Origin of the sequence: Burkholderia sp. Leaf177, assembly GCF_001424345.1 — a bacterium.
Taxonomy (GTDB): Bacteria; Pseudomonadota; Gammaproteobacteria; order Burkholderiales; family Burkholderiaceae; genus Caballeronia.
Window position 1 is genome coordinate 195,975 of sequence record NZ_LMPF01000001.1, and the last position, 19,385, is coordinate 215,359.

The following is a 19,385-nucleotide window of genomic DNA, read 5'->3' on the forward strand; positions in this document are numbered from 1 at the left end:
ATGACCGATCAGGTTTTCACCTTGAAGCGCGGCACGGCGCCGCTGCTGATTTCCATCCCGCACGCCGGCACGCAGATTCCGGCTGATATTGCGGCGACAATGAATCCCATCGCCCGCGAAGTCGACGATACCGACTGGCATCTCGAACGCCTCTACGCGTTCGCGGTGGAAATGGGTGCGTCGATTCTCGCGCCGTTCAATTCGCGCTACGTGATCGACCTGAACCGTCCGCCGGACGGTGCGAACCTTTATCCCGGACGCGATACAACCGGCCTGTGTCCCGTCGATACCTTCAACAGCGAGCCGCTCTACCCGGAAGGCGGCGCGCCAACAGAAGCGCAGATCGCCGATCGTCGTGAAAAATACTGGCGGCCGTATCACAACGCGCTCGCCGATGAACTCGGGCGTTTAAAAGCCGCGCACGGCAAGGTGTTGTTGTGGGAAGCGCATTCCATCCGCTCGCACGTGCCGCGTTTCTTCGATGGCAAGCTCTTCGACTTCAATCTCGGCACGGCGGGCGGCGAAAGCGCGGTGCCAGGTCTGGCCGAGAAACTCGAAGCGCTGGTTGTGGAGAACGGCGCGTACACGGCTGTTGCGAACGGGCGCTTCAAGGGCGGTTACATCACGCGGCATTTCGGCGAGCCGCAGGATGGCATCCACGCGGTCCAGCTGGAACTCTCGCAGATCACGTATATGGAAGAAACGCGGCCATACAAATACGATGAAACCCGCGCCGGGCAAGTCGCTCCGGTGATTCAAACCCTCGTGCAGCACGCGCTGGACGCAGTACGAGCGTCTTAGCTTTCCCGCCGCCTCACCACCGGCGGCGTGAGTACGGTCGGAAGCGCCTTCGGCAAAGTCTCCGGCCAGTCGCGGCTGAAATGCAGGCCGCGGCTCTCACGCCGTGAACATGCGCTTTCCACGATCATGGAAGCGACATCGACCAGATTGCGCAGTTCGAGCAGATCCCGGCTCACCTTGAAGTTCGCGTAGTACTCGTGGATTTCATCGCGCAGCAATGCAATCCGATGCTGCGCGCGAGCCAGGCGTTTATCAGTGCGCACAATTCCCACGTAGTTCCACATCAGCCGACGCAACTCGTCCCAGTTGTGCGCGACGACCACTTCCTCGTCCGGATCGGACACGCGGCTTTCGTCCCACGCCGGCAGCGGTTCGTGCGCGCTCGTGACATACCCTTCGGTCTCCATGGCCTGAGCGGCAGCGCGTCCGATCACGAGACATTCGAGCAGCGAATTGCTGGCAAGCCGGTTCGCGCCGTGCAATCCGGTACACGACGTTTCTCCCACGGCATAAAGCCCCGCGCGATCCGTGCGACCGGCCAGATCCGTGACCACGCCGCCGCACGTGTAATGCGCGGCCGGCACGACGGGAATTGGCTCTTTGGTTATATCGATACCAAACTCGCGGCAACGCGCCAGGATGGTAGGGAAGTGCTCCTGCAGGAACGCTTCGGGCTGATGGCTGATATCGAGATACACGCAGTCGATACCGCGCTTCTTGATCTCGAAGTCGATCGCCCGGGCCACGATATCGCGCGGCGCAAGCTCGGCGCGTTCGTCGTGCGCGGGCATGAAGCGAGTGCCATCGGGCAAGCGCAGGATGCCGCCTTCGCCGCGGACCGCTTCGGAGATCAGGAACGACTTGGCGTACGGATGAAACAGGCAAGTCGGATGAAACTGGATGAACTCCATGTTCGACACGCGGCAGCCCGCGCGCCATGCCATTGCAATGCCATCGCCCGTCGCGGTATCCGGGTTCGTGGTGTACAGATACACCTTCCCGGCACCGCCCGTCGCGAGCACCGTATGCGGCGCTTCGATTGTGATGGTGCGTCCGGTGGATATATCGAGCGCATACAAACCGTGACATCGATGCCCGGGAAGCCCGAGATGCTCGGACGTGATCAGGTCGATCGCGTGATGATCTTCCAGAACCGTAATATTGGGATGGTTCCGCACGCGTTCGTTGAGCGTGCTGACGACGGCGTGGCCGGTGGCATCGGCGGCGTGAATGACGCGCCTGTGGCTATGGCCGCCTTCGCGCGTCAGATGAAAGCCGAGCTCGGCGGAAACGTCCTTGGTGAACGGCACGCCTTGTTCGATCAACCATTCGATAGCGGCGCGCCCGTTCTCGACGATAAACCGCGTCGCCGCCGCGTCGCACAGCCCGGCGCCAGCGACGAGCGTGTCATCGAAGTGATTGTCCGTGCTGTCGCCGGAATCGAGCACGGCTGCAATTCCGCCTTGCGCCCAGTCGCTCGCGCCATCGCTGACGCTGCGTTTGGCGAGGATCACGACGCGTCGCGTGTCCGCAAGATTCAGCGCGACGCTCAGGCCCGCGAGTCCGCTGCCGATGATTGCCACATCGAAGTTCATCCTGCTACGTCTCCGTTATTGTTTGTCCGCCACGACCTTTTCGATTCACGCCTATAGCATGTGAAAAAGTATGGCCGACAAGCATAACGTGGAGCACGCAATCCGGTCACTTTGCCGTTTGGCAAGTAGGGCGAAGAACCAAAGAAACTTAAGCGCTGCGCGAAAGCAAAAAGCCTCGCGTAAGCGAGGCTTTTTGTGCAGCGATACAAACGAAACCAAGACCTTATTTGATCTTCGTTTCCTTGTATTCAACGTGCTTGCGGACAACGGGATCGAACTTCTTGATCGCCATCTTTTCCGGCATGTTGCGCTTGTTCTTCGTGGTCGTGTAGAAGTGACCCGTGCCAGCGGTCGATTCCAGCTTGATCTTGTCGCGTGCGCCCTTGGCCATATTCGTGCTCCTTAGACTTCACCACGTGCGCGCAAATCTGCGAGCACGGAGTCGATGCCGTTCTTGTCGATCAGGCGAAGGCCGGCGTTCGAAAGACGCAGACGAACCCAACGGTTTTCGCTTTCAACGAAGAAGCGACGGTTTTGCAGATTGGGCAGGAAACGACGCTTGGTGCGGTTGTTCGCATGGGAAACGTTGTTGCCGCTCATCGGCCCCTTCCCGGTTACTTGGCATACACGTGCCATGAGAGCACTCCTAAGACGCTTTAATTCTGAGTTCGAACGGCAAGTACACTTTGGACCGCTACGGGCTGCCGGAGAGGCTTGCCCGAAATGACTGCGTACGCTCGGAACAGGTTGGTTGAAAGAAGCAAACCGAGATTCTACCCGCAAAAAACTAGCAAAATCAACTCTTTTTGGTATCGGACGAGGTATTGCGCCACGCCACGTACAGCGGGATTTAGGGCTTTCAAGGCCGTCCGGGCGGCGTTTCGGCCTCGTTCGTATATTTAAAGCAGCATCAACCTGGCATCCAGCCTTGTCGTGAAAAAGAAAATACTTCGTTCGACGCCACGACCAGATGGTCCAGCAGCCGGATGTCGATGAGCGCAAGCGACTCGTGCAGCATGCGCGTAAGCCGACGATCACTCGCGCTCGGCGTGACGCCGCCGGACGGGTGATTATGCGCGACGATCAGGCTCGCTGCGTTCAGCGTCAGCGCCCGGCGTGCGATTTCCCGCGGATACACGGCGACTCGCGAAAGCGATCCTTTGGCCGATTCGTCTACGGTTATCAGGCAATGCCGGATGTCCAGAAACAGCGTGACAAACACCTCATTGGGACGGTTGCCGATCAGCCATTTCAAATAGTCTTCCACTGCCTGAGGTGCGTCCAGCAGCGGCCGGTCGCGGGTTTTTTCGGCCAGCGCGCGCTGACACAGCTCGGAAACCGCCAGCAACAGCGCCGCTTTGGCCGGTCCGATTCCGCCGAACATGCGTAATTCGGTCGCGGTCGCTCCGAGCACCCCGCGAATCGATTCGAACCGGGTCAGGAGATCACGCGCAACGTCCACCGATGTCATGCCGGGCCGCCCCGTGTTCAGGAACAACGCCAGCAATTCCGCATCCGACAATGCGTGCGCGCCCTGCTGCAAGAGCCGTTCTCGCGGACGATCGTGTTCCGGCCAGTCCAATATACGTGGAACGGCCGGGTTCTTTTCTTCAGCGAAAGGCGACAGTGGGGGACTGGTCAGGCTAATTGCGCTGGTCGGCACTATTTCAAGACGGGCATTCATGGTGTGCTCGTGCCAAAGGCAAAATGGTTGCAATGAGTCACAAGCGGTCGCGTAGAGCGGTCGGCGAGCCCGAGGCACTGTGGCTTACAATGGGGGTTTCGCGCCTGCCAGGGCGCCTTACTGATGGCTTGCCGGGCACTTAAGCTCGGCGTCAGGCGTTCGGTAACGCGGCTTCCAGGCGTCAGCCGGGCTTCTTCCACTGCTGCGTCCCATCTGGACGCGCGGCTTCTTATTGGACAGCGAGGCTGGCTGACCAGGTGATTACGGCGTTTACGGCTAATACGATCAAACATGAGCATCATCGATATCTCCGAAGTGAAACCCGGTTCGCACGTCACACTTCATTACCGGCTGGCGCTTGAGGGTGGTGCGGACATTGTCAGCACGTTCTCCGACAAACCCGCCACGCTTTTGTTGGGCGAGGGCCATCTTGCTCCGCCGCTTGAAGACATTCTGATGGGTCTGAAGGTTGGGCACCACTCGACCTTTCGGCTGACGCCTGAGCAGGCGTTCGGTCCGCGCAACCCGGAAATGCTTCAGTGGGTATCGCTCGCCACGCTGCGCGAGAACGCCATGATCGGCGAGAACTTTTCTCCCGGCGACCTCGTGGAGTTCAATGCGCCTGGCGGCGGCCGCTACGCCGGCGTGCTGAAGGAAGTCGGCGAGACCTCGGCATTGTTCGATTTCAACCATCCGCTTGCCGGCCAGCCGCTGGCGTTCGAAGTGAAAATCATCGGAATTCTGTAGCCATGAGCTCCACTGACACCCTTCTCGATGTCGAAATTCTCCTCGCCCAGCCGCGCGGCTTTTGCGCGGGCGTCGATCGTGCGATCGAAATCGTGGAGCGGGCGATCGCATTGTTCGGCGCGCCTATCTACGTGCGCCACGAGATCGTGCACAACGCCTATGTAGTTGAGGATCTGCGCAAGAAAGGCGCGGTTTTTATCGAAGATCTGGCCGATGCGCCCGAAGGCAGTACGCTGATTTTTAGCGCGCACGGGGTATCGAAGGCGGTTCGCGCCGAAGCCGAGACGCGCGGTTTGCGTGTTTTCGACGCCACGTGTCCGCTCGTGACTAAAGTGCACATGGAAGTCGCGAAGATGCGTCAGGACGGCTTCGATATCGTCATGATCGGTCACAAGGGCCATCCGGAAGTGGAAGGCACCATGGGGCAGAGCGGGCAGGGCATGCATCTGGTCGAGGATATCGAGGACGTGGAAGCGCTGGCGCTCACGGACCCGAACCGTATTGCGTATGTGACGCAAACCACGCTGTCGGTGGACGACGCGTCGGCCATCATCAATGCGCTGAAGTTGAAATATCCGTCGGTGAAAGAGCCGAAGAAGCAGGATATTTGCTATGCCACGCAGAATCGTCAGGACGCGGTCAAGTTTCTGGCGCCTCAATGCGATGTGGTGATCGTGGTTGGCAGCCCGAATAGCTCGAACTCCAGCCGTTTGCGCGAAGTGGCGGAAAAACGCGGCATTCCTGCTTATATGGTGGATTCGCCGACTCAAATCGATCCTGAGTGGGTTGAAGGGAAAAAGCGCATTGGGGTGACGGCGGGTGCGTCGGCGCCGGAAGTGCTGGCGCAAGCAGTGATTGCGCGGCTGCGTGAGCTGGGCGTTCGGAACGTGCGGCCGCTCGAAGGCATCGAAGAGAAAGTGTCGTTTCCGCTGCCACGTGGATTGACTTTGCCTTCCGAGAAATAACCGCGCTTCTATAATTTAGGCAAGGGATCGAGATCCCGGAATTCGTTTGGAAAAACCGCTCCAACTTCTTGTTGGCGCGGTTTTTTTTTCATCAAGAAATCGCGAGGTTTGTCGTCAACACAGCAGCACGGGACGCAAATTATCTTCAGCGTTGATTCAAGCAACGCACTATTTAGGTGCATCCGTCGAATATCGTTAAATCGCGGACCGACGATCCACATCGGTGTTTACCCATAACGCCAGTCCATGGTGCAACTCATGCACCGCCGCGGAGCGCAACCCGGTTGCGCCTTCGCGCGGTTTTGCGCGCCGAAGAGGGGTTGCAATGGAGGAAAACCCCTGTCAATCAACAATATTGCACGTCTCAAAAACCGAGTTACAATGCGCGCGTTCCAAGCCGGATGGGCTGGAAACACCAGCTTTTCAAGGCGCCGGAGACCTACTGAATGCGAATTAAGTTTGGCTTTGTCGTGACCATCGCAGCGGCAGTCGCTATGGCCACGGCATGCAGCAAAAAGAATGAAACCGAGCCGGCTGCGGGGGCATCGGCGGCGTCGGAAGCATCGGCAAGCGTTGCAGCGAGTGCGCCGGCGGCATCGGTATCGGCGGCATCGGCTGCGGATAGTTCTGCGAGCGCGGCGTCAGCGCCCGTTCCCGCCAGCAATGCAACCGTCGTCAAGATTGGCCATGTCGCGCCGCTCAGCGGACCGCTGGCTCACCTCGGGCAAGACAATGAGAATGGCGCGCGGCTGGCTATTGAAGAGATCAGCGCGCAAGGACTGACCATCGACGGTCACGCGATTCACCTCGAACTCGACGCGCAAGACGATGCCGCCGATCCCAAAAAGGGTGTCGCAGCAGCCCAGCAACTGGTGGCGGATCACGTGGTGGCGGTGGTCGGGCATCTGAATTCGGCGGTATCGATTGCGGCATCGAAGATCTATGGCGACGCGAACGTGGCGCAGATTTCCGGCGCCACGACAAACCCCGCGTTCACCCAACAAGGTTTGAAAACGACGTTCCGCGTGATACCGACGGACGCTCGCCAGGGCGCGGTTCTCGCGAGCTACGCGGTGAAGACGTTGCGCGGCAAGCGCATCGTGGTCGTGGACGATGCCAGCATCTACGGCCGCGGCCTCGCGAATGAGTTTGCGAAAGCGGTGGTGGCGAACGGAGGCCGGATTGCGGGTCATGAAGCCACGACCGACAAGTCCAAAGACTTCAAGGCAATCCTGAACAAGATCAAGCGCGTCCAGCCCGACGTAGTGATGTTCGGCGGCATGGACGTGACGGGCGGCCCGTTCGCGAAGCAGGCGGCGGCGCTCGGGCTGAAGGCGAAGATTCTCGGCGGCGATGGAATCTGTTCAGCCGACCTGGCCACGCTCGCGGGCAACGCGTTGCCGAACGTGGTCTGTACCGAACTCGGCGTGGGCCTGCCGAAACTCGATAAGGGCGCGGACTTCGAGAAGCGTTACGAAGCGCGTTTCCACTCGCCGGTCCAAAGCTACGCGCCGTTCACGTACGACGCGGTGTACGTCATTGTCGATGCAATGAAGCGCGCCAATTCCGTGGAGGCGCCCAAGGTGCTGACGGCAATCGGTTCTACCGATTTCAACGGGCTGACGGGTCACATATCGTTCGATGACAAAGGCGACCTGAAAGGCGGCGGCGCGATCACGCTTATCGATTTCAAGGATAACAAGAAGAACGTCATTGACGTCATAACGCCGTAACCCTGCTGCAGCGCCGCGCGGCGTTTGCACCGGACCTAAGGCAATCCCCTAGATACGTAGTCAGTTTCGGACGTTTTAAAGTTTTTTTTCAAGTACGCGCGGTGCCGTTGCGTTTTTTTCTTCCCTTCGGTTTATCGGCCAGCGATAAAGCGTAAATCTAGTCGCACGGGCTAAGGAGCCTTCAATGGATATTTTCATCCAGCAGATTATCAACGGGCTGGTGCTAGGCAGCGTCTACGCCATCATCGCGTTGGGTTACACGATGGTGTACGGGATTCTCGGCATCATCAACTTTGCGCACGGCGACGTGCTGATGGTCGGCGCCATGGTCGCGCTTTCTGCGATTGGCGTGATGCAGAATCACTTTCCCGGCATGAACCACGCGTTGATGCTGGTCGTCGCGCTGGCGATCGCCGCAATCGTCTGCGCGGTGGTCGGCTACACCATCGAACGCGTGGCTTACCGGCCGTTGCGCCGCGCGCCGCGTCTGGCGCCGCTGATCACGGCTATCGGCGTGTCGATTCTTCTTCAGACGCTCGCCATGATGATCTGGGGCCGTAATCCGCTGGCGTTCCCGCAACTGCTGCCGACCGATCCTATCAACGTGATCACCGCGACGGCCGATCGTCCGGGCGCCGTCATTTCGATGACGGAAATCGTGATCATCGTGGTCGCGTTTCTCGTGATGGGCGGCTTGTTGCTGCTGGTTCACAAGACGAAACTCGGCCGCGCGATGCGTGCAATCGCCGAGAACCCGGGCGTCGCGTCGCTGATGGGCGTGAACCCGAACTTTGTGATTTCCGCGACCTTCATGATCGGCTCGGCGTTGGCTGCCCTGGCCGGCGTGATGATCGCCTCCGAATACGGCAACGCGCACTTCTACATGGGCTTCATTCCGGGCTTGAAAGCATTTACCGCGGCGGTGCTAGGCGGTATCGGCAATCTCGGCGGCGCAATGGTCGGCGGCGTGCTGCTGGGATTGATCGAGCAACTGGGGGCGGGGTATATCGGCAATCTGACGGGCGGCGTGTTCGGCAGTAACTATCAGGACGTGTTCGCGTTCGTGGTGCTGATCATCGTGCTGGTGTTCCGTCCGTCGGGCTTGCTCGGCGAACGCGTCGCAGATCGCGCTTAAAACAGGGAGACCAAGAATGACTTCAATTCAACCGATCGAGCCGTCGACCACGCTCATCCCTGAACGCAAAACGGCGAAGAACTACGTGGTGACCGTGCTGGTCGCCGCGCTCGTGGTCCTGGCGCCGATGATCATCGGCGCAGCCGGCGGCAACTACTGGGTTCGCGTGCTGGACTTCGCGATGCTCTACGTGATGCTCGCGCTGGGCCTGAACGTGGTGGTGGGTTTTGCCGGGCTGCTGGACTTGGGCTATATCGCGTTCTATGCAGTTGGCGCTTATGTGGCTGCGTTGCTTTCGTCGCCGCAGCTGACGTCGCAATTCGAGTGGATCGCGCACATGTTTCCCGCCGGCCTGCATGCGCCGATCTGGGTGATCGTGCCGGTTGCCATGGCGCTGGCCGCCACGTTCGGCGTGCTGCTCGGTGCGCCTACGCTGCGTCTGCGCGGCGATTACCTCGCTATCGTGACCTTGGGCTTCGGGGAAATCGTCCGGATTTTCATGAACAACCTGGATCGTCCGGTCAACATCACGAACGGACCGAAAGGGATTACGGGCGTCGATCCGGTGTCGCTGTTCGGGTTTGATTTATCGAAGACGCATTCGTTGTTCGGATTCAATTTCCCATCTGTCTACAACTATTACTACCTCTTCGTGCTGTGTTCGCTCTTCGTGATCTTCGTGTGCGTGCGCTTGCAGCATTCGCGCATCGGCCGCGCCTGGGCCGCGATCCGCGAAGACGAAATCGCCGCGAAAGCGATGGGCATCAACACGCGTAACGTGAAATTGCTGGCATTTGCGATGGGTGCATCGTTCGGCGGTTTGTCGGGCGCGATGTTCGGCACGTTCCAGGGCTTCGTATCGCCGGAATCGTTCACGTTCTGGGAATCCATCGTGGTGCTCGCTTGCGTGGTGCTCGGCGGCATGGGCCACATTCCGGGCGTGATTCTGGGCGCGGTGCTGCTCGCCGTGTTCCCCGAATTCCTGCGCTCGACCATGGGTCCGCTGCAGAACGCCATCTTCGGTCATCAGATCGTCGACACCGAAGTCATCCGCCAGTTGCTGTACGGCCTCGCGATGGTGCTGATCATGCTGTATCGCTCGGAAGGCCTGTGGCCGTCGCCGAAACACGAAGACAAGATCGCGAAGATCGCAAAGCGCGCCGGCAAGAAGCCGGTCCGCGCCTGACGCCACAAGCGGAGAAAACACAATGAGCGATAAACCCATTCGACTGTCGGTCAAAGGCGTGAATAAGCGCTTTGGCGGTTTGCAGGCGCTGTCCGAAGTCGGCCTCGAAATCCGGGAAGGCCAGATCTATGGCTTGATCGGCCCGAACGGCGCCGGCAAGACGACGTTCTTCAACGTGATCACGGGCTTGTACACGCCGGATTCGGGCTCGTTCGTGCTCGACGGCACGCCGTACACGCCGACCGCCGTGCATCAGGTGGCGAAGGCCGGCATTGCGCGCACGTTCCAGAACATTCGCTTGTTCGGCGGCATGACCGCGCTCGAAAACGTGATGGTCGGGCGGCACGTGCGCACGAAACACGGCTTGATCGGCGCGGTGTTGCAGACGCCGTCCGAGCGTCGCGAAGAGAAGGAAATCAAGGAGCGCGCGCTCGAATTGCTCGAGTACGTGGGCGTGCTGCAATACGCGGATTACACGTCGCGCAATTTGTCGTACGGGCATCAGCGCCGTCTGGAAATCGCGCGCGCTTTGGCGACCGATCCAAAACTGCTCGCACTCGATGAACCCGCCGCCGGCATGAACGCCACGGAAAAGGTCGAACTCACGCGCCTGCTCGACAAGATCCGCAGCGACGGCCGCACGATCCTCTTGATCGAACACGATGTGAAGCTGGTGATGGGATTGTGCAACCGGATGACGGTGCTCGATTACGGCAAGGTGATCGCCGAGGGTCTGCCGCAGGACGTGCAGAAAGATCCGAAGGTGATCGAGGCTTATCTCGGGGCAGGGGTTCACTGATGGCAACAATGAATGGTACGAACGGAATGGCCGCGGGCACGGCGATGCTCAAGATCAAGGGCCTGCAGGTGAGTTACGGCGGCATTCACGCGGTGAAGGGCGTGGATCTGGAAGTCGGGCAGGGCGAGCTCGTGACGCTGATCGGCGCGAACGGCGCGGGCAAGACGACCACGATGAAAGCCATCACCGGCCTGAAGCCGTATTCGGCGGGTGACATCGAATACATGGGCAAGTCGATCAAAGGCGTGCCCTCGCATGAATTGCTCAAGCGCGGTCTCGCGATGGTGCCGGAAGGCCGCGGCATTTTCGCGCGTATGTCGATTCTGGAAAACATGCAGATGGGCGCGTATCTGCGTAGCGACAATGACGAGATCCAGAAGGACACCGATCGCATGTTCGGTTTCTTCCCGCGTTTGAAGGAGCGCGCGGCGCAATACGCGGGCACGTTGTCGGGCGGCGAGCAGCAAATGCTGGCAATGGCGCGCGCGTTGTTGTCGCGTCCGAAGCTGCTCTTGCTCGATGAACCGTCGATGGGTCTTTCGCCGATCATGGTCGAGAAGATCTTCGAAGTGGTGCGTGAAATTTCCGCTGAAGGCTTGACCGTGTTGCTGGTCGAGCAGAACGCGCGTCTCGCGTTGCAGGCGGCGAATCGTGGTTACGTGATGGATTCGGGTCTCGTCACCATGTCGGGCGACGCGAAGACCATGCTCGATGATCCGAAGGTTCGCGCGGCATATCTGGGCGAATAATATCGGTTGAGTAAAAAACCGCATGCCTTCAACAAGCATGCGGTTTTTTTACGCCTGAAGCCGTTTGCCGAGACTGACGACTTCGTCCATTTGATAACCGAGCTTCGCGTAGAACGCACGCGTCTCCGGCTTGTTCGCCATGATCTGCAGATTGAGCTTCGGACATCCGATCACAGCAAGCGCGCGTTCCGCATGCTCGACCAGCGCGCGCCCGTAGCCATTGCCGCGCTGATCCTCGGCGACGGCCAACGAATAAAGCCATCCGCGATGCCCGTCGTAACCTGTCATCACCGTCCCGATCACACGCTCGCCAATCACGCCGACAAAGAACAATTCCGGCTGCATGGCGAGCTTGTTTCGTATCGATAAACGCGGATCACGCTGCGGTTTTCCCGGCACCGCATATTCGGGGAAGACAGTTGACCAGAGCGCGAGCACGGCGTCCGTGTCGCGCTCATCGAATACGCGGATGATCACAATTTGTCGAGGATGGAACGCAGCATCGACATCATCTGGTCGATCTCGTCCTTGGTCACGTTCAGCGCCGGCATGAAGCGCAACAGGTTCGGGCGCGCGGCGTTGAGCAGCAACCCGTCAGGACCCATGTCGCGCGCCATTTCGACGATCTTCGGACCGTTGTCGTTGTTCAGGAGCAGCGCGCGCAGCAGACCTTCGCCGCGCTCGCCGTTGAAACCGCGTTCTTCCGAAAGCTGCAGCAAGTGCGCCTTCAGATACTCGGCGCGTTCACGCACGCCTTCCAGGAATCCGGGCGCTGTGATTTGCGAGATCACCGAAAAACCCACGGCGGTGGTCAGCGGATTGCCGTTATACGTGCCGCCTTGATCGCCGGGTTCGAAACACGCGACTTCCTTGGTCGACAGCAACGCCGCGAGCGGCACGCCGCCGCCAATACCCTTGCCGAGCGTCATGATGTCCGGATCAACGCCCGACAACTCGTACGCGAACAAGGTGCCGGCGCGGCCGCAACCGCTTTGCACTTCATCCACGATCATCAGCAAGTTGTGCTTTTTCGTCAGCTCGCGCAACGCTTGCATGAATTCGCGCGTGGCCGGGATCACGCCGCCTTCGCCCTGAATGGGTTCGAGCATGACGCCGACGGTTTTATCGGTGATGAGTTTTTCAACCGATGCAATGTCGTTCAGGTCAGCCTTCGGAAAGCCCGGCACTTGCGGCGCGTAAATGGTGTCCCAACCCGGTTTGCCCGATGCCGACATGGTCGCGAGCGTGCGCCCGTGGAAGCTGTGATCAAAGGTGATGATCTCGTACGCGCCGCCCTTGAACTTCTTGCCCCACTTGCGCGCAAGCTTGATCGCGCCTTCGTTGGCTTCGGCGCCGCTGTTGGCGAAAAAGACTTTGTCGAAGCAGCTATTGGCGGTCAGCAGGCCGGCGAGCTGGGCCATGGGTGCGTTGTAGAAAGCCGGCGACGGGTTGATCAGCGTGCGCGCCTGTTTGTCCATGGCTTCGATCATGCCGTCGTTGCAATGGCCGAGACTGTTCACGGCCCAGCCCTGGATGAAATCCAGGTATCGCTTCTCGTTGTTGTCGTAGAGCCAGGAACCCTTGCCGTGCGTGAACACGATCTCGGGACGGTTCGTGATGAACATCAACGATTCGACGGGATACTCTTGGAAATTCATGACGGCGGACTCCACAAAGACAGCAAAGGAAAAAAGCGGCGAAGTTTGAGACGGCACCAGAAATGCAAAAAGCCACGGATGTCCGTGGCTTCATGTTGGCGAAATGTGCGCAGGCTTGAAATCAAGCGCCAATCCGTGACGAGCCAGCGGCATCCCTAAGGGAGCAGCGAGCGGCGACGTCGAAGATTGGTCTGGAGGCTGAGCATTTGCGAAGAATACGATAGGAAGTTCCTGCGTGTAAACCGTGACGGCCGATTTTTATTCCACCGTCACGTCCAGAACTGGAACGATCAAACCGGATTCGCGAGATCGGCCGCGCTGGTGAACGAGTCGGCGAAGAATTCGTCCTCCGGCAAGCGGTGATGATTCGTAAAGTCGCGTTGCGCCGATTCCACCATCACAGGCGCGCCGCACGCGTACACCTGATATGCGCTCAAGTCTGGCAGATCTTCAATGACAGCACGATGAACAAAACCCGTTCGGCCGGTCCAGCCATCGGATGCGTCGGGTTCGGACAAAACCGGCACGAACGAGAAGTTCGGCACTTCTTTGGCCCAGGTTTCGGCGAGTTCCGTCATGTACAGATCCTGCTTGCGGCGGCCGCCCCAATAAAGCGTCATTGGCCGGTTCAGATTCTTGAACACCGCATGTTCGATGATCGCCTTGATCGGCGCAAAGCCCGTACCGGAGGCAAGCAAGATGATCGGCTTCTCGGAATCTTCCCGCAGGAAGAACGTGCCGAGCGGACCTTCGAAACGCAAGATATCGCGCTCTTTCATGTTGCTGAACACGTGATCCGTGAACGTGCCGCCGGGCATGTGACGAATATGCAGCTCGATGGGGCCTTCGTGATGCGGCGGGCTCGCCATCGAATAACTGCGGCGCTTGCCGTCCTTCAAGATGAATTCGATGTACTGCCCGGCCAGATATTGCAGCCGTTCGTTGGCGGGCAATTGCAGCTTCAGTTCCACCACGTCCGTGCCCTTGCGCTCCAGCGCGTTCACGCGGCAAGGCAGCTTCTTGACCTGAACGTCGCCAACACCCGCGACTTCGCGCACATCGACCACGAGATCCGCTTTGGGCGTCGCGCAGCAAAGCAGCGCCATGCCGCGGGTTTTTTCATCGTTCGACAATGCCGACGACGAATGCGGCGCCTGCTCGACTTCGCCAGAAATGATCGTGCCCTTGCACGACCCGCAGGCTCCGTTCTTGCAGCCGTAAGGAAGTCCGATGCCCTGGCGCAGCGCTGCGAGCAGCACCGCTTCGTCGGGTTCTACCTGAAACTGCCGGCCGCTTTGCCGGAGCGTAACGTTGAAAGCCATAGATCCTGGATGTGTTGGATGAAACAAAAGCCAAAGCGCTCGCGGCTACAATCGACAGCATGATCGCCACTCGAAAACTTCGCCGCGCGCGCGTGCTGATTGCCGGTTGCGGTGATGTCGGCCTGCGCTCCGTGCCGCTACTTGCGCAACGTGCCGCCGCGCCCCGCGTGATCGCGTTGTCCAGCCAGCCCGCGCGCGCCGCCGAACTGCGAGCGGCCGGCACGACGCCGCTTATTGGCGACCTCGACGATCGACGCAACCTGCGTCGTCTTGCCGGGCTCGCACATACGGTCCTGCATCTTGCGCCGCCTCAAAAAACCGGCGATGACGACGTGCGCACGCGTGCACTGATCGCAGCATTAAGCGCGCCGCGACGCTCCGTGGCGCGTGCTGCGACCGCAGCCGTAGCGCGGCAACGGGCGCGGCGCGGATGGTTTCGGGCAACTTTCAGGCGCGGTGCCGGAGCATCAAAAAGACTGTCTATTGTACCCGACCGGGTTTCGTCCGCCGCCGCTCGCAGCCGGCCCGTACGCGTGGTTTACGCGAGCACGTCCGGTGTTTATGGCGATTGCGGCGGCGCGTGGATCGATGAAACCCGTCCCGTGCGGCCGGATAACGGGCGGGCGAAACGGCGGGTATCGGCGGAAACGCAATTGCGTCGAGCAACTCGACGCGGCGTGATGAGCGCATCGATTGTGCGGATTCCCGGCATTTACGCGGGCAACCGCTTGCCGCTTGCAAGGCTGCAAAAGGGCACGCCTGCGCTCGCGCCCGCCGACGATGTCTTCACCAATCACATTCACGCCGACGATCTCGCGGCCATCATGGTTCTGGCAATACAGCGCGCGCGCCCGCAGCGCGTGGTGCATGCATCGGACGACAGCGAATTGCGCATGGGCGATTATTTCGATCGCATTGCCGATGCTTACGGCCTGCCGCGCGCTCCCCGCGTTTCGCGTGAGGAAGCCGAAGCACAACTCGAACCGATGATGCTTTCGTTCATGCGCGAATCGCGGCGTCTGCGCAACGTCCGGCTGCGTGACGAACTGCGTTACGTGCTGCGGTATCCGAGCATCGACGATTTCCTGAAGAGCATTCCAGTCACATCAGGATTGGCAACGTCTCCAGCAGAATGAAACACAGCAACGCGCCGATAAGCGCCCCGATCAGGTTCGGCTGATAACGGTGGCGAAGGTGCATCGTCACCATCAAACCGACAATAAACACGACGCTGATTGCCACGAAAGCGATCATTGCAATGGTCATGTGGGCGGCCATGATGGCCCTCCTGCTTTTTCTAATAGTCGTGAAAGCAGTATAGATTTACGTCGTAAGAAAGGCATGCTGCAGTGCAGATACGGCGATTGCGTTTTTGCAACAGTACTGAAAAATCAACGTGAATCGATAAACGCCGCGACATCGGCAAGAACCGTCGAGCGTCCGCGCAAGGGCAACGCCAGCGCCGAAACAATCCGCACATGGCTGAAACCCTCGTAATGTTTCACTTCCACAGAATCGCCGTGCCGGCGCAGAACAGCCGCAAGGCGATCGGTGTTGCCCGGATCGACGGTGGTGTCGTCGGTGCCGGCAGCGAGGAACATGGGCGGTTCGTGGCCGGTGACGTAGTTGACCGGCTGACTTTCGGAGCGCGTGGCGGAGGGGAATACGTCGAGCAGCGTGCGGTCTTTTATCGGCAGGAAATCGTAAGGGCCGGCGAGTCCGATCACGCCGCGCAGGTCTGCCTTCGACATCGATTGCGTCGCCAGATAACGCGGGTCAGTCGCAATCAGCGCAGCCAGATGCGCGCCGGCCGAATGGCCCATCACGAACAAGCGGTCCGGATCGCCGCCGAATTCATGCGCGTGATCGCGCGCCCAGCGCACGGCGGCTGCGGCGTCATCCACAAAACCGGGAAAAGCCGTTTCCGGATATTTCCGATAATCAGGCAACACAGCCACGTAGCCGCGCGAAGTCAGCGCCTGGGCGACAAAAAGATAGTTGCTGCGGCTGCCGTTTTGCCAGCTTCCGCCGTAGAAAAACACGACGATTGGGCGCTTGTCTTCGGTCGCGGCAGGCTGCGAGGGAATGTAGACATCGAGCTTCTGTTCCGGATCCGAGCCATAGGCAATATCGGCTGTTTTCCGGTAGCCGCTCGACGGAATCGTGGCGTTTAGAAGCTTGACGGGGCTGCATGCGGCAAGTGCTGTAGCGAACAGGCTGGCAAAACCGAGCATAAGGGTGCGGCGTTTTTGTTGGTCTGGCATGAAGTTCTTGAGGCGAAGGGATGCCAGATTTACGTTCGGCGCAGCCGGATGGATGCATCGTGATCAGGCTTGCCTGAGGTCCGCGAGGTCCGCGTCGGTCAGCCAGCGCCACTGGCCGCAAGCGAGATCGTCCGGCAAACCGTATCCGCCAATCCGTTCCCGATGCAGCCCTTCCACACGATTCCCCGACGCCGCGACCATGCGCTTGACCTGGTGATACTTGCCCTCCAGCACGGATAGTTCCAGCAACCGCTCGCCACGTCGATTCGCCGATACCGCGGCGATCGCTCGAGACTCGCCATGCAGCAGGACGCCGTCGCGAAGTGCGCCGAGCTGGGTGTCATCGAGTGGATGCTTCGTGGTTGCGAGGTAGACCTTCGGCACCTTCTTTTTCGGCGATGTGAACGCGTGGACAAACGCGCCGTCGTCGGACAAGAGCAGCAGGCCGGTCGTGTCCTGATCGAGCCGTCCGACGCACTGCACGCCGCGCTCCGCCAGTTGCGGCGGCAGCAGATGAAACACGCTCAAATGATGCTGCGGATCGCGTGAACATTCATAGCCCGGCGGCTTGTTCAGCGCCAGATACGCTTTCTCGCGATACTGCCAGCGCGTGCCATCGACCTGGAACTCGAAGGATGCGAGGGCGTCGGACGTGATTGTCGTGTCCGGATTGGTGCACGCCGATCCGCCAATAAAAACGCGCCCGTCCGCAATCATCGCGCGGCATTGGCGGCGCGAGCCGAAGCCCTGCGTGAAAAGAATACGTTCGAGATCCATCGGGCTGATGCCTGGCGCAATTGAAAAGGAGGGCGGGCGCACATTCTAGCAATGCACGCGAAACGCCATCTTTCATGGATATGCCACCGAGCGCCGTCTATGCTTTTCCAGATCACCGATCAACATTCACCATCCACCATCTGCGAAAGGAAGCTGAAACCGCATTGACGCATCATCCACTCGACACCCCTCTTTTTCCTCAAGGAGCAGGACATGGCAAAAAACACGGTTGCGGAATTTCTGGCGAAGACATTGGCCGCAGCGGGCGTCGAACGAATCTGGGGCGTAACGGGCGACAGCCTGAACGGACTTGCCTATAGCCTCGATCAGGTTGGATCGATCAAATGGATGCACACGCGGCACGAGGAAGTCGCGGCGTTCGCAGCCGGCGCCGACGCGGCGTCCACCGGCAAGCTCGCCGTCTGCGCCGGGAGTTGCGGCCCGGGCAACCTGCATCTGATCAACGGCTTGTACGACTGTCACCGCAACCAGCAGCCGGTTCTGGCGATTGCCGCGCATATTCCGTCATCGGAAATCGGGCTCGGGTACTTCCAGGAAACGCATCCGACCGCGATTTTCAAGGAATGCAGCCATTACGTGGAGCTGGTTTCCAATGCCGCGCAGTTTCCGCGCGTGCTCGCCCGCGCGATGCGCACGGCGATCGAAGAACGCGGCGTGGCCGTGATCGTGTTGCCGGGCGATGTTGCTTTGAGCGAAGCGCCTGCCGAGACGCCATCGTGGTCGCCGACGGGACCGTCGACCATCCTGCCGTCGGATATCGATATTGAACGGCTCGCGGCCATGCTCAACGAGTCGGACGCGGTCACGCTCATGTGCGGCAGCGGCACCGCCGGCGCCCACGACGAAGTCGTCGCGCTGGCCGACGCGCTCGGCGCGCCCGTGGTCCACGCCATGCGCGGCAAGCAGTTCATCGAATGGGACAATCCGTACGACGTCGGCATGACAGGGTTGATCGGCTTCAGCTCCGGCTACCACGCCATGATGTCGTGCGACACGCTGCTTTTGCTCGGCTGCGATTTCCCATATCGCCCGTTCTATCCGACCGACGCCAAGATCATCCAGATCGACTGGCGCGGGTCGAAGCTCGGCGCGCGTGCACCCTTGTCGCTCGGGCTGGTGGGCACGGTGAAGGAAACGGTCGCGGCCGTGTTGCCGAAGATCACGCGCAAGCCGGACCGCGATTTCATCGATACCGCGCGCAAGCACTATGCATCGGCGAGAAAAGGGCTGGACGAACTGGCGACGCCCTCAGGTCCCGGTCGTCCGATCCATCCGCAATACCTGACGAAGCTGATCGACGAAGCCGCCGACGAAAACGCCATTTTCACCGCCGATGTCGGTACGCCAACCGTCTGGGCCGCACGCTACCTGACCATGAACGGCAAGCGTCAGCTGCACGGCTCGTTCAACCACGGCTCCATGGCGAACGCGATGCCGCAGGCGCTCGGTGCGCAGGGCGCGCATCCGGGGCGGCAGGTGATTTCGCTATCGGGTGACGGCGGTTTATCAATGCTGCTCGGCGACCTCCTGAGCGCCCGCCAACTCGAATTGCCGATCAAAGTGGTGGTTTATAACAACAGTCTGCTCGGCTTCGTTTCCATGGAGCTGAAGGCTGCCGGTTACCTCGATACCAACGTCGATCTCGCCAAGACCGACTTCGCAGCTATCGCGCAGGGCGCGGGTATTTTCAGCATCCGCGTGGAGGAGTCGGAGGACATTGCAGAGGCGCTGCAGAAGGCTTTCGCGCATCCGGGGCCGGCGCTGGTGGACGTGGTGACGTCCAAGCACGAACTCGCGATGCCGCCCAAAGTCGAGTTGGCGCAGGCCAAAGGATTCAGCCTCTACATGTTGCGGGCGATCCTGAACGGTCGCGGCGATGAAATCGTGGAGCTCGCGAAAACTAATTTCCGATAGGAATATTCTGATTTCGTTGAAATTCTAGCTATTTC

At 60.0% G+C, this 19,385-nt stretch carries 20 protein-coding genes; 10 read left to right on the top strand and 10 right to left on the bottom strand.

Annotation, left to right across the window (positions count from 1 at the left end; genetic code table 11):
* Window positions 1-801, top strand: coding sequence for an N-formylglutamate deformylase (hutG, locus tag ASG35_RS00860; protein WP_056351663.1), 801 nt, complete (start codon window positions 1-3; stop codon window positions 799-801).
* Here hutG and nadB read toward each other — a convergent pair.
* The 4 genes from nadB to radC form a co-directional block, all read right to left on the bottom strand.
* On the bottom strand, window positions 798-2,396 hold the full coding sequence (gene nadB, locus ASG35_RS00865) for an L-aspartate oxidase (protein WP_056351666.1): 1,599 nt from the start codon (window positions 2,394-2,396) through the stop codon (window positions 798-800). The two genes, hutG and nadB, sit on opposite strands and share 4 nt — an antisense overlap.
* 223 nt (window positions 2,397-2,619) lie before the next feature.
* Window positions 2,620-2,787: a 50S ribosomal protein L33 gene (gene rpmG, locus ASG35_RS00870; RefSeq protein WP_006478046.1), complete on the bottom strand. Its 168-nt coding sequence runs from the start codon at window positions 2,785-2,787 to the stop codon at window positions 2,620-2,622.
* Between the two features lie 11 nt (window positions 2,788-2,798).
* Window positions 2,799-3,032 (bottom strand): 50S ribosomal protein L28, encoded by a 234-nt coding sequence (gene rpmB / locus ASG35_RS00875; protein ID WP_031359861.1) that lies wholly within the window; start codon window positions 3,030-3,032, stop codon window positions 2,799-2,801.
* A 274-nt stretch (window positions 3,033-3,306) separates the two neighbouring features.
* Window positions 3,307-4,080: a RadC family protein gene (gene radC / locus ASG35_RS00880; RefSeq protein ID WP_056351669.1), complete on the bottom strand. Its 774-nt coding sequence runs from the start codon at window positions 4,078-4,080 to the stop codon at window positions 3,307-3,309.
* Window positions 4,081-4,371: 291 nt separating this feature from the next.
* On the opposite strand from radC, the gene ASG35_RS00885 reads away from it, so the two are divergent.
* The 7 genes from ASG35_RS00885 to ASG35_RS00915 all read left to right on the top strand — a co-directional run bounded on the left by ASG35_RS00885 (window position 4,372) and on the right by ASG35_RS00915 (window position 11,394).
* The gene (locus tag ASG35_RS00885; RefSeq protein WP_056351670.1) at window positions 4,372-4,827 is read left to right on the top strand and encodes an FKBP-type peptidyl-prolyl cis-trans isomerase; all 456 of its coding nucleotides are present in this window, start codon (window positions 4,372-4,374) and stop codon (window positions 4,825-4,827) included.
* 2 nt (window positions 4,828-4,829) lie between these two features.
* Complete coding sequence (gene ispH / locus ASG35_RS00890; RefSeq protein WP_056351674.1) at window positions 4,830-5,792, top strand: 4-hydroxy-3-methylbut-2-enyl diphosphate reductase; 963 nt, start codon at window positions 4,830-4,832, stop codon at window positions 5,790-5,792.
* Window positions 5,793-6,238: 446 nt separating this feature from the next.
* Window positions 6,239-7,525 carry a branched-chain amino acid ABC transporter substrate-binding protein gene (locus ASG35_RS00895; RefSeq protein ID WP_056351677.1) on the top strand — a complete coding sequence of 429 codons (1,287 nt, stop codon included), beginning with the start codon at window positions 6,239-6,241 and terminating at the stop codon, window positions 7,523-7,525.
* A gap of 184 nt (window positions 7,526-7,709) precedes the next feature.
* Window positions 7,710-8,660, top strand: coding sequence for a branched-chain amino acid ABC transporter permease (locus tag ASG35_RS00900; protein ID WP_056351681.1), 951 nt, complete (start codon window positions 7,710-7,712; stop codon window positions 8,658-8,660).
* Window positions 8,661-8,676: 16 nt separating this feature from the next.
* The gene (locus ASG35_RS00905; protein WP_056351684.1) at window positions 8,677-9,846 is read left to right on the top strand and encodes an ABC transporter permease subunit; all 1,170 of its coding nucleotides are present in this window, start codon (window positions 8,677-8,679) and stop codon (window positions 9,844-9,846) included.
* A 22-nt stretch (window positions 9,847-9,868) separates the two neighbouring features.
* Window positions 9,869-10,645 (top strand): ABC transporter ATP-binding protein, encoded by a 777-nt coding sequence (locus ASG35_RS00910; protein ID WP_056351686.1) that lies wholly within the window; start codon window positions 9,869-9,871, stop codon window positions 10,643-10,645.
* Window positions 10,646-10,689: 44 nt separating this feature from the next.
* Window positions 10,690-11,394: an ABC transporter ATP-binding protein gene (locus tag ASG35_RS00915; RefSeq protein WP_442854800.1), complete on the top strand. Its 705-nt coding sequence runs from the start codon at window positions 10,690-10,692 to the stop codon at window positions 11,392-11,394.
* A gap of 48 nt (window positions 11,395-11,442) precedes the next feature.
* Here the strand turns inward: ASG35_RS00915 and ASG35_RS00920 are convergent, their stop codons facing one another.
* From ASG35_RS00920 to ASG35_RS00930, 3 genes are all read right to left on the bottom strand, one after another.
* Window positions 11,443-11,871, bottom strand: coding sequence for a GNAT family acetyltransferase (locus tag ASG35_RS00920; protein ID WP_056351690.1), 429 nt, complete (start codon window positions 11,869-11,871; stop codon window positions 11,443-11,445).
* Window positions 11,868-13,052, bottom strand: coding sequence for an acetylornithine transaminase (locus ASG35_RS00925; RefSeq protein WP_056351692.1), 1,185 nt, complete (start codon window positions 13,050-13,052; stop codon window positions 11,868-11,870). The genes ASG35_RS00920 and ASG35_RS00925 overlap by 4 nt, the downstream gene beginning before the upstream one ends.
* A 290-nt stretch (window positions 13,053-13,342) precedes the next feature.
* Window positions 13,343-14,374: a CDP-6-deoxy-delta-3,4-glucoseen reductase gene (locus tag ASG35_RS00930; protein ID WP_056351695.1), complete on the bottom strand. Its 1,032-nt coding sequence runs from the start codon at window positions 14,372-14,374 to the stop codon at window positions 13,343-13,345.
* Window positions 14,375-14,433: 59 nt separating this feature from the next.
* Between ASG35_RS00930 and ASG35_RS00935 the strand changes: the two genes are divergently transcribed.
* Window positions 14,434-15,510: an NAD-dependent epimerase/dehydratase family protein gene (locus ASG35_RS00935; RefSeq protein ID WP_056352841.1), complete on the top strand. Its 1,077-nt coding sequence runs from the start codon at window positions 14,434-14,436 to the stop codon at window positions 15,508-15,510.
* Here the strand turns inward: ASG35_RS00935 and ASG35_RS31870 are convergent.
* The 3 genes from ASG35_RS31870 to ASG35_RS00945 all read right to left on the bottom strand — a co-directional run bounded on the left by ASG35_RS31870 (window position 15,476) and on the right by ASG35_RS00945 (window position 17,415).
* A complete protein-coding gene (locus ASG35_RS31870) occupies window positions 15,476-15,652 on the bottom strand; it encodes a hypothetical protein (RefSeq protein WP_200945667.1) in 177 nt (58 codons plus the stop codon). The two genes, ASG35_RS00935 and ASG35_RS31870, sit on opposite strands and share 35 nt — an antisense overlap.
* Window positions 15,653-15,765: 113 nt before the next feature.
* Window positions 15,766-16,638: an alpha/beta hydrolase gene (locus ASG35_RS00940; protein ID WP_082508172.1), complete on the bottom strand. Its 873-nt coding sequence runs from the start codon at window positions 16,636-16,638 to the stop codon at window positions 15,766-15,768.
* A 63-nt stretch (window positions 16,639-16,701) separates the two neighbouring features.
* Complete coding sequence (locus ASG35_RS00945) at window positions 16,702-17,415, bottom strand: pseudouridine synthase (protein WP_056351702.1); 714 nt, start codon at window positions 17,413-17,415, stop codon at window positions 16,702-16,704.
* Window positions 17,416-17,628: 213 nt separating this feature from the next.
* Here ASG35_RS00945 and poxB point away from each other — a divergent pair, with 213 nt between their 5' ends.
* Entirely contained in the window at window positions 17,629-19,350 is a 1,722-nt protein-coding gene (gene poxB, locus ASG35_RS00950) for a ubiquinone-dependent pyruvate dehydrogenase (RefSeq protein WP_056351706.1), read from the top strand.
* Window positions 19,351-19,385: the final 35 nt, after the last annotated feature.

Bases quoted from the DNA above. Each gene is read 5' to 3' on its own strand.
- hutG (WP_056351663.1), top strand. From the start codon at position 1: ATGACCGATCAGGTTTTCACCTTGAAGCGCGGCACGGCGCCGCTGCTG.
- nadB (WP_056351666.1), bottom strand. From the start codon at position 2,396: ATGAACTTCGATGTGGCAATCATCGGCAGCGGACTCGCGGGCCTGAGC.
- rpmG (WP_006478046.1), bottom strand. From the start codon at position 2,787: ATGGCCAAGGGCGCACGCGACAAGATCAAGCTGGAATCGACCGCTGGC.
- rpmB (WP_031359861.1), bottom strand. From the start codon at position 3,032: ATGGCACGTGTATGCCAAGTAACCGGGAAGGGGCCGATGAGCGGCAAC.
- radC (WP_056351669.1), bottom strand. From the start codon at position 4,080: ATGAATGCCCGTCTTGAAATAGTGCCGACCAGCGCAATTAGCCTGACC.
- ASG35_RS00885 (WP_056351670.1), top strand. From the start codon at position 4,372: ATGAGCATCATCGATATCTCCGAAGTGAAACCCGGTTCGCACGTCACA.
- ispH (WP_056351674.1), top strand. From the start codon at position 4,830: ATGAGCTCCACTGACACCCTTCTCGATGTCGAAATTCTCCTCGCCCAG.
- ASG35_RS00895 (WP_056351677.1), top strand. From the start codon at position 6,239: ATGCGAATTAAGTTTGGCTTTGTCGTGACCATCGCAGCGGCAGTCGCT.
- ASG35_RS00900 (WP_056351681.1), top strand. From the start codon at position 7,710: ATGGATATTTTCATCCAGCAGATTATCAACGGGCTGGTGCTAGGCAGC.
- ASG35_RS00905 (WP_056351684.1), top strand. From the start codon at position 8,677: ATGACTTCAATTCAACCGATCGAGCCGTCGACCACGCTCATCCCTGAA.
- ASG35_RS00910 (WP_056351686.1), top strand. From the start codon at position 9,869: ATGAGCGATAAACCCATTCGACTGTCGGTCAAAGGCGTGAATAAGCGC.
- ASG35_RS00915 (WP_442854800.1), top strand. From the start codon at position 10,690: ATGCTCAAGATCAAGGGCCTGCAGGTGAGTTACGGCGGCATTCACGCG.
- ASG35_RS00925 (WP_056351692.1), bottom strand. From the start codon at position 13,052: ATGAATTTCCAAGAGTATCCCGTCGAATCGTTGATGTTCATCACGAAC.
- ASG35_RS00930 (WP_056351695.1), bottom strand. From the start codon at position 14,374: ATGGCTTTCAACGTTACGCTCCGGCAAAGCGGCCGGCAGTTTCAGGTA.
- ASG35_RS00935 (WP_056352841.1), top strand. From the start codon at position 14,434: ATGATCGCCACTCGAAAACTTCGCCGCGCGCGCGTGCTGATTGCCGGT.
- ASG35_RS31870 (WP_200945667.1), bottom strand. From the start codon at position 15,652: ATGGCCGCCCACATGACCATTGCAATGATCGCTTTCGTGGCAATCAGC.
- ASG35_RS00940 (WP_082508172.1), bottom strand. From the start codon at position 16,638: ATGCCAGACCAACAAAAACGCCGCACCCTTATGCTCGGTTTTGCCAGC.
- ASG35_RS00945 (WP_056351702.1), bottom strand. From the start codon at position 17,415: ATGGATCTCGAACGTATTCTTTTCACGCAGGGCTTCGGCTCGCGCCGC.
- poxB (WP_056351706.1), top strand. From the start codon at position 17,629: ATGGCAAAAAACACGGTTGCGGAATTTCTGGCGAAGACATTGGCCGCA.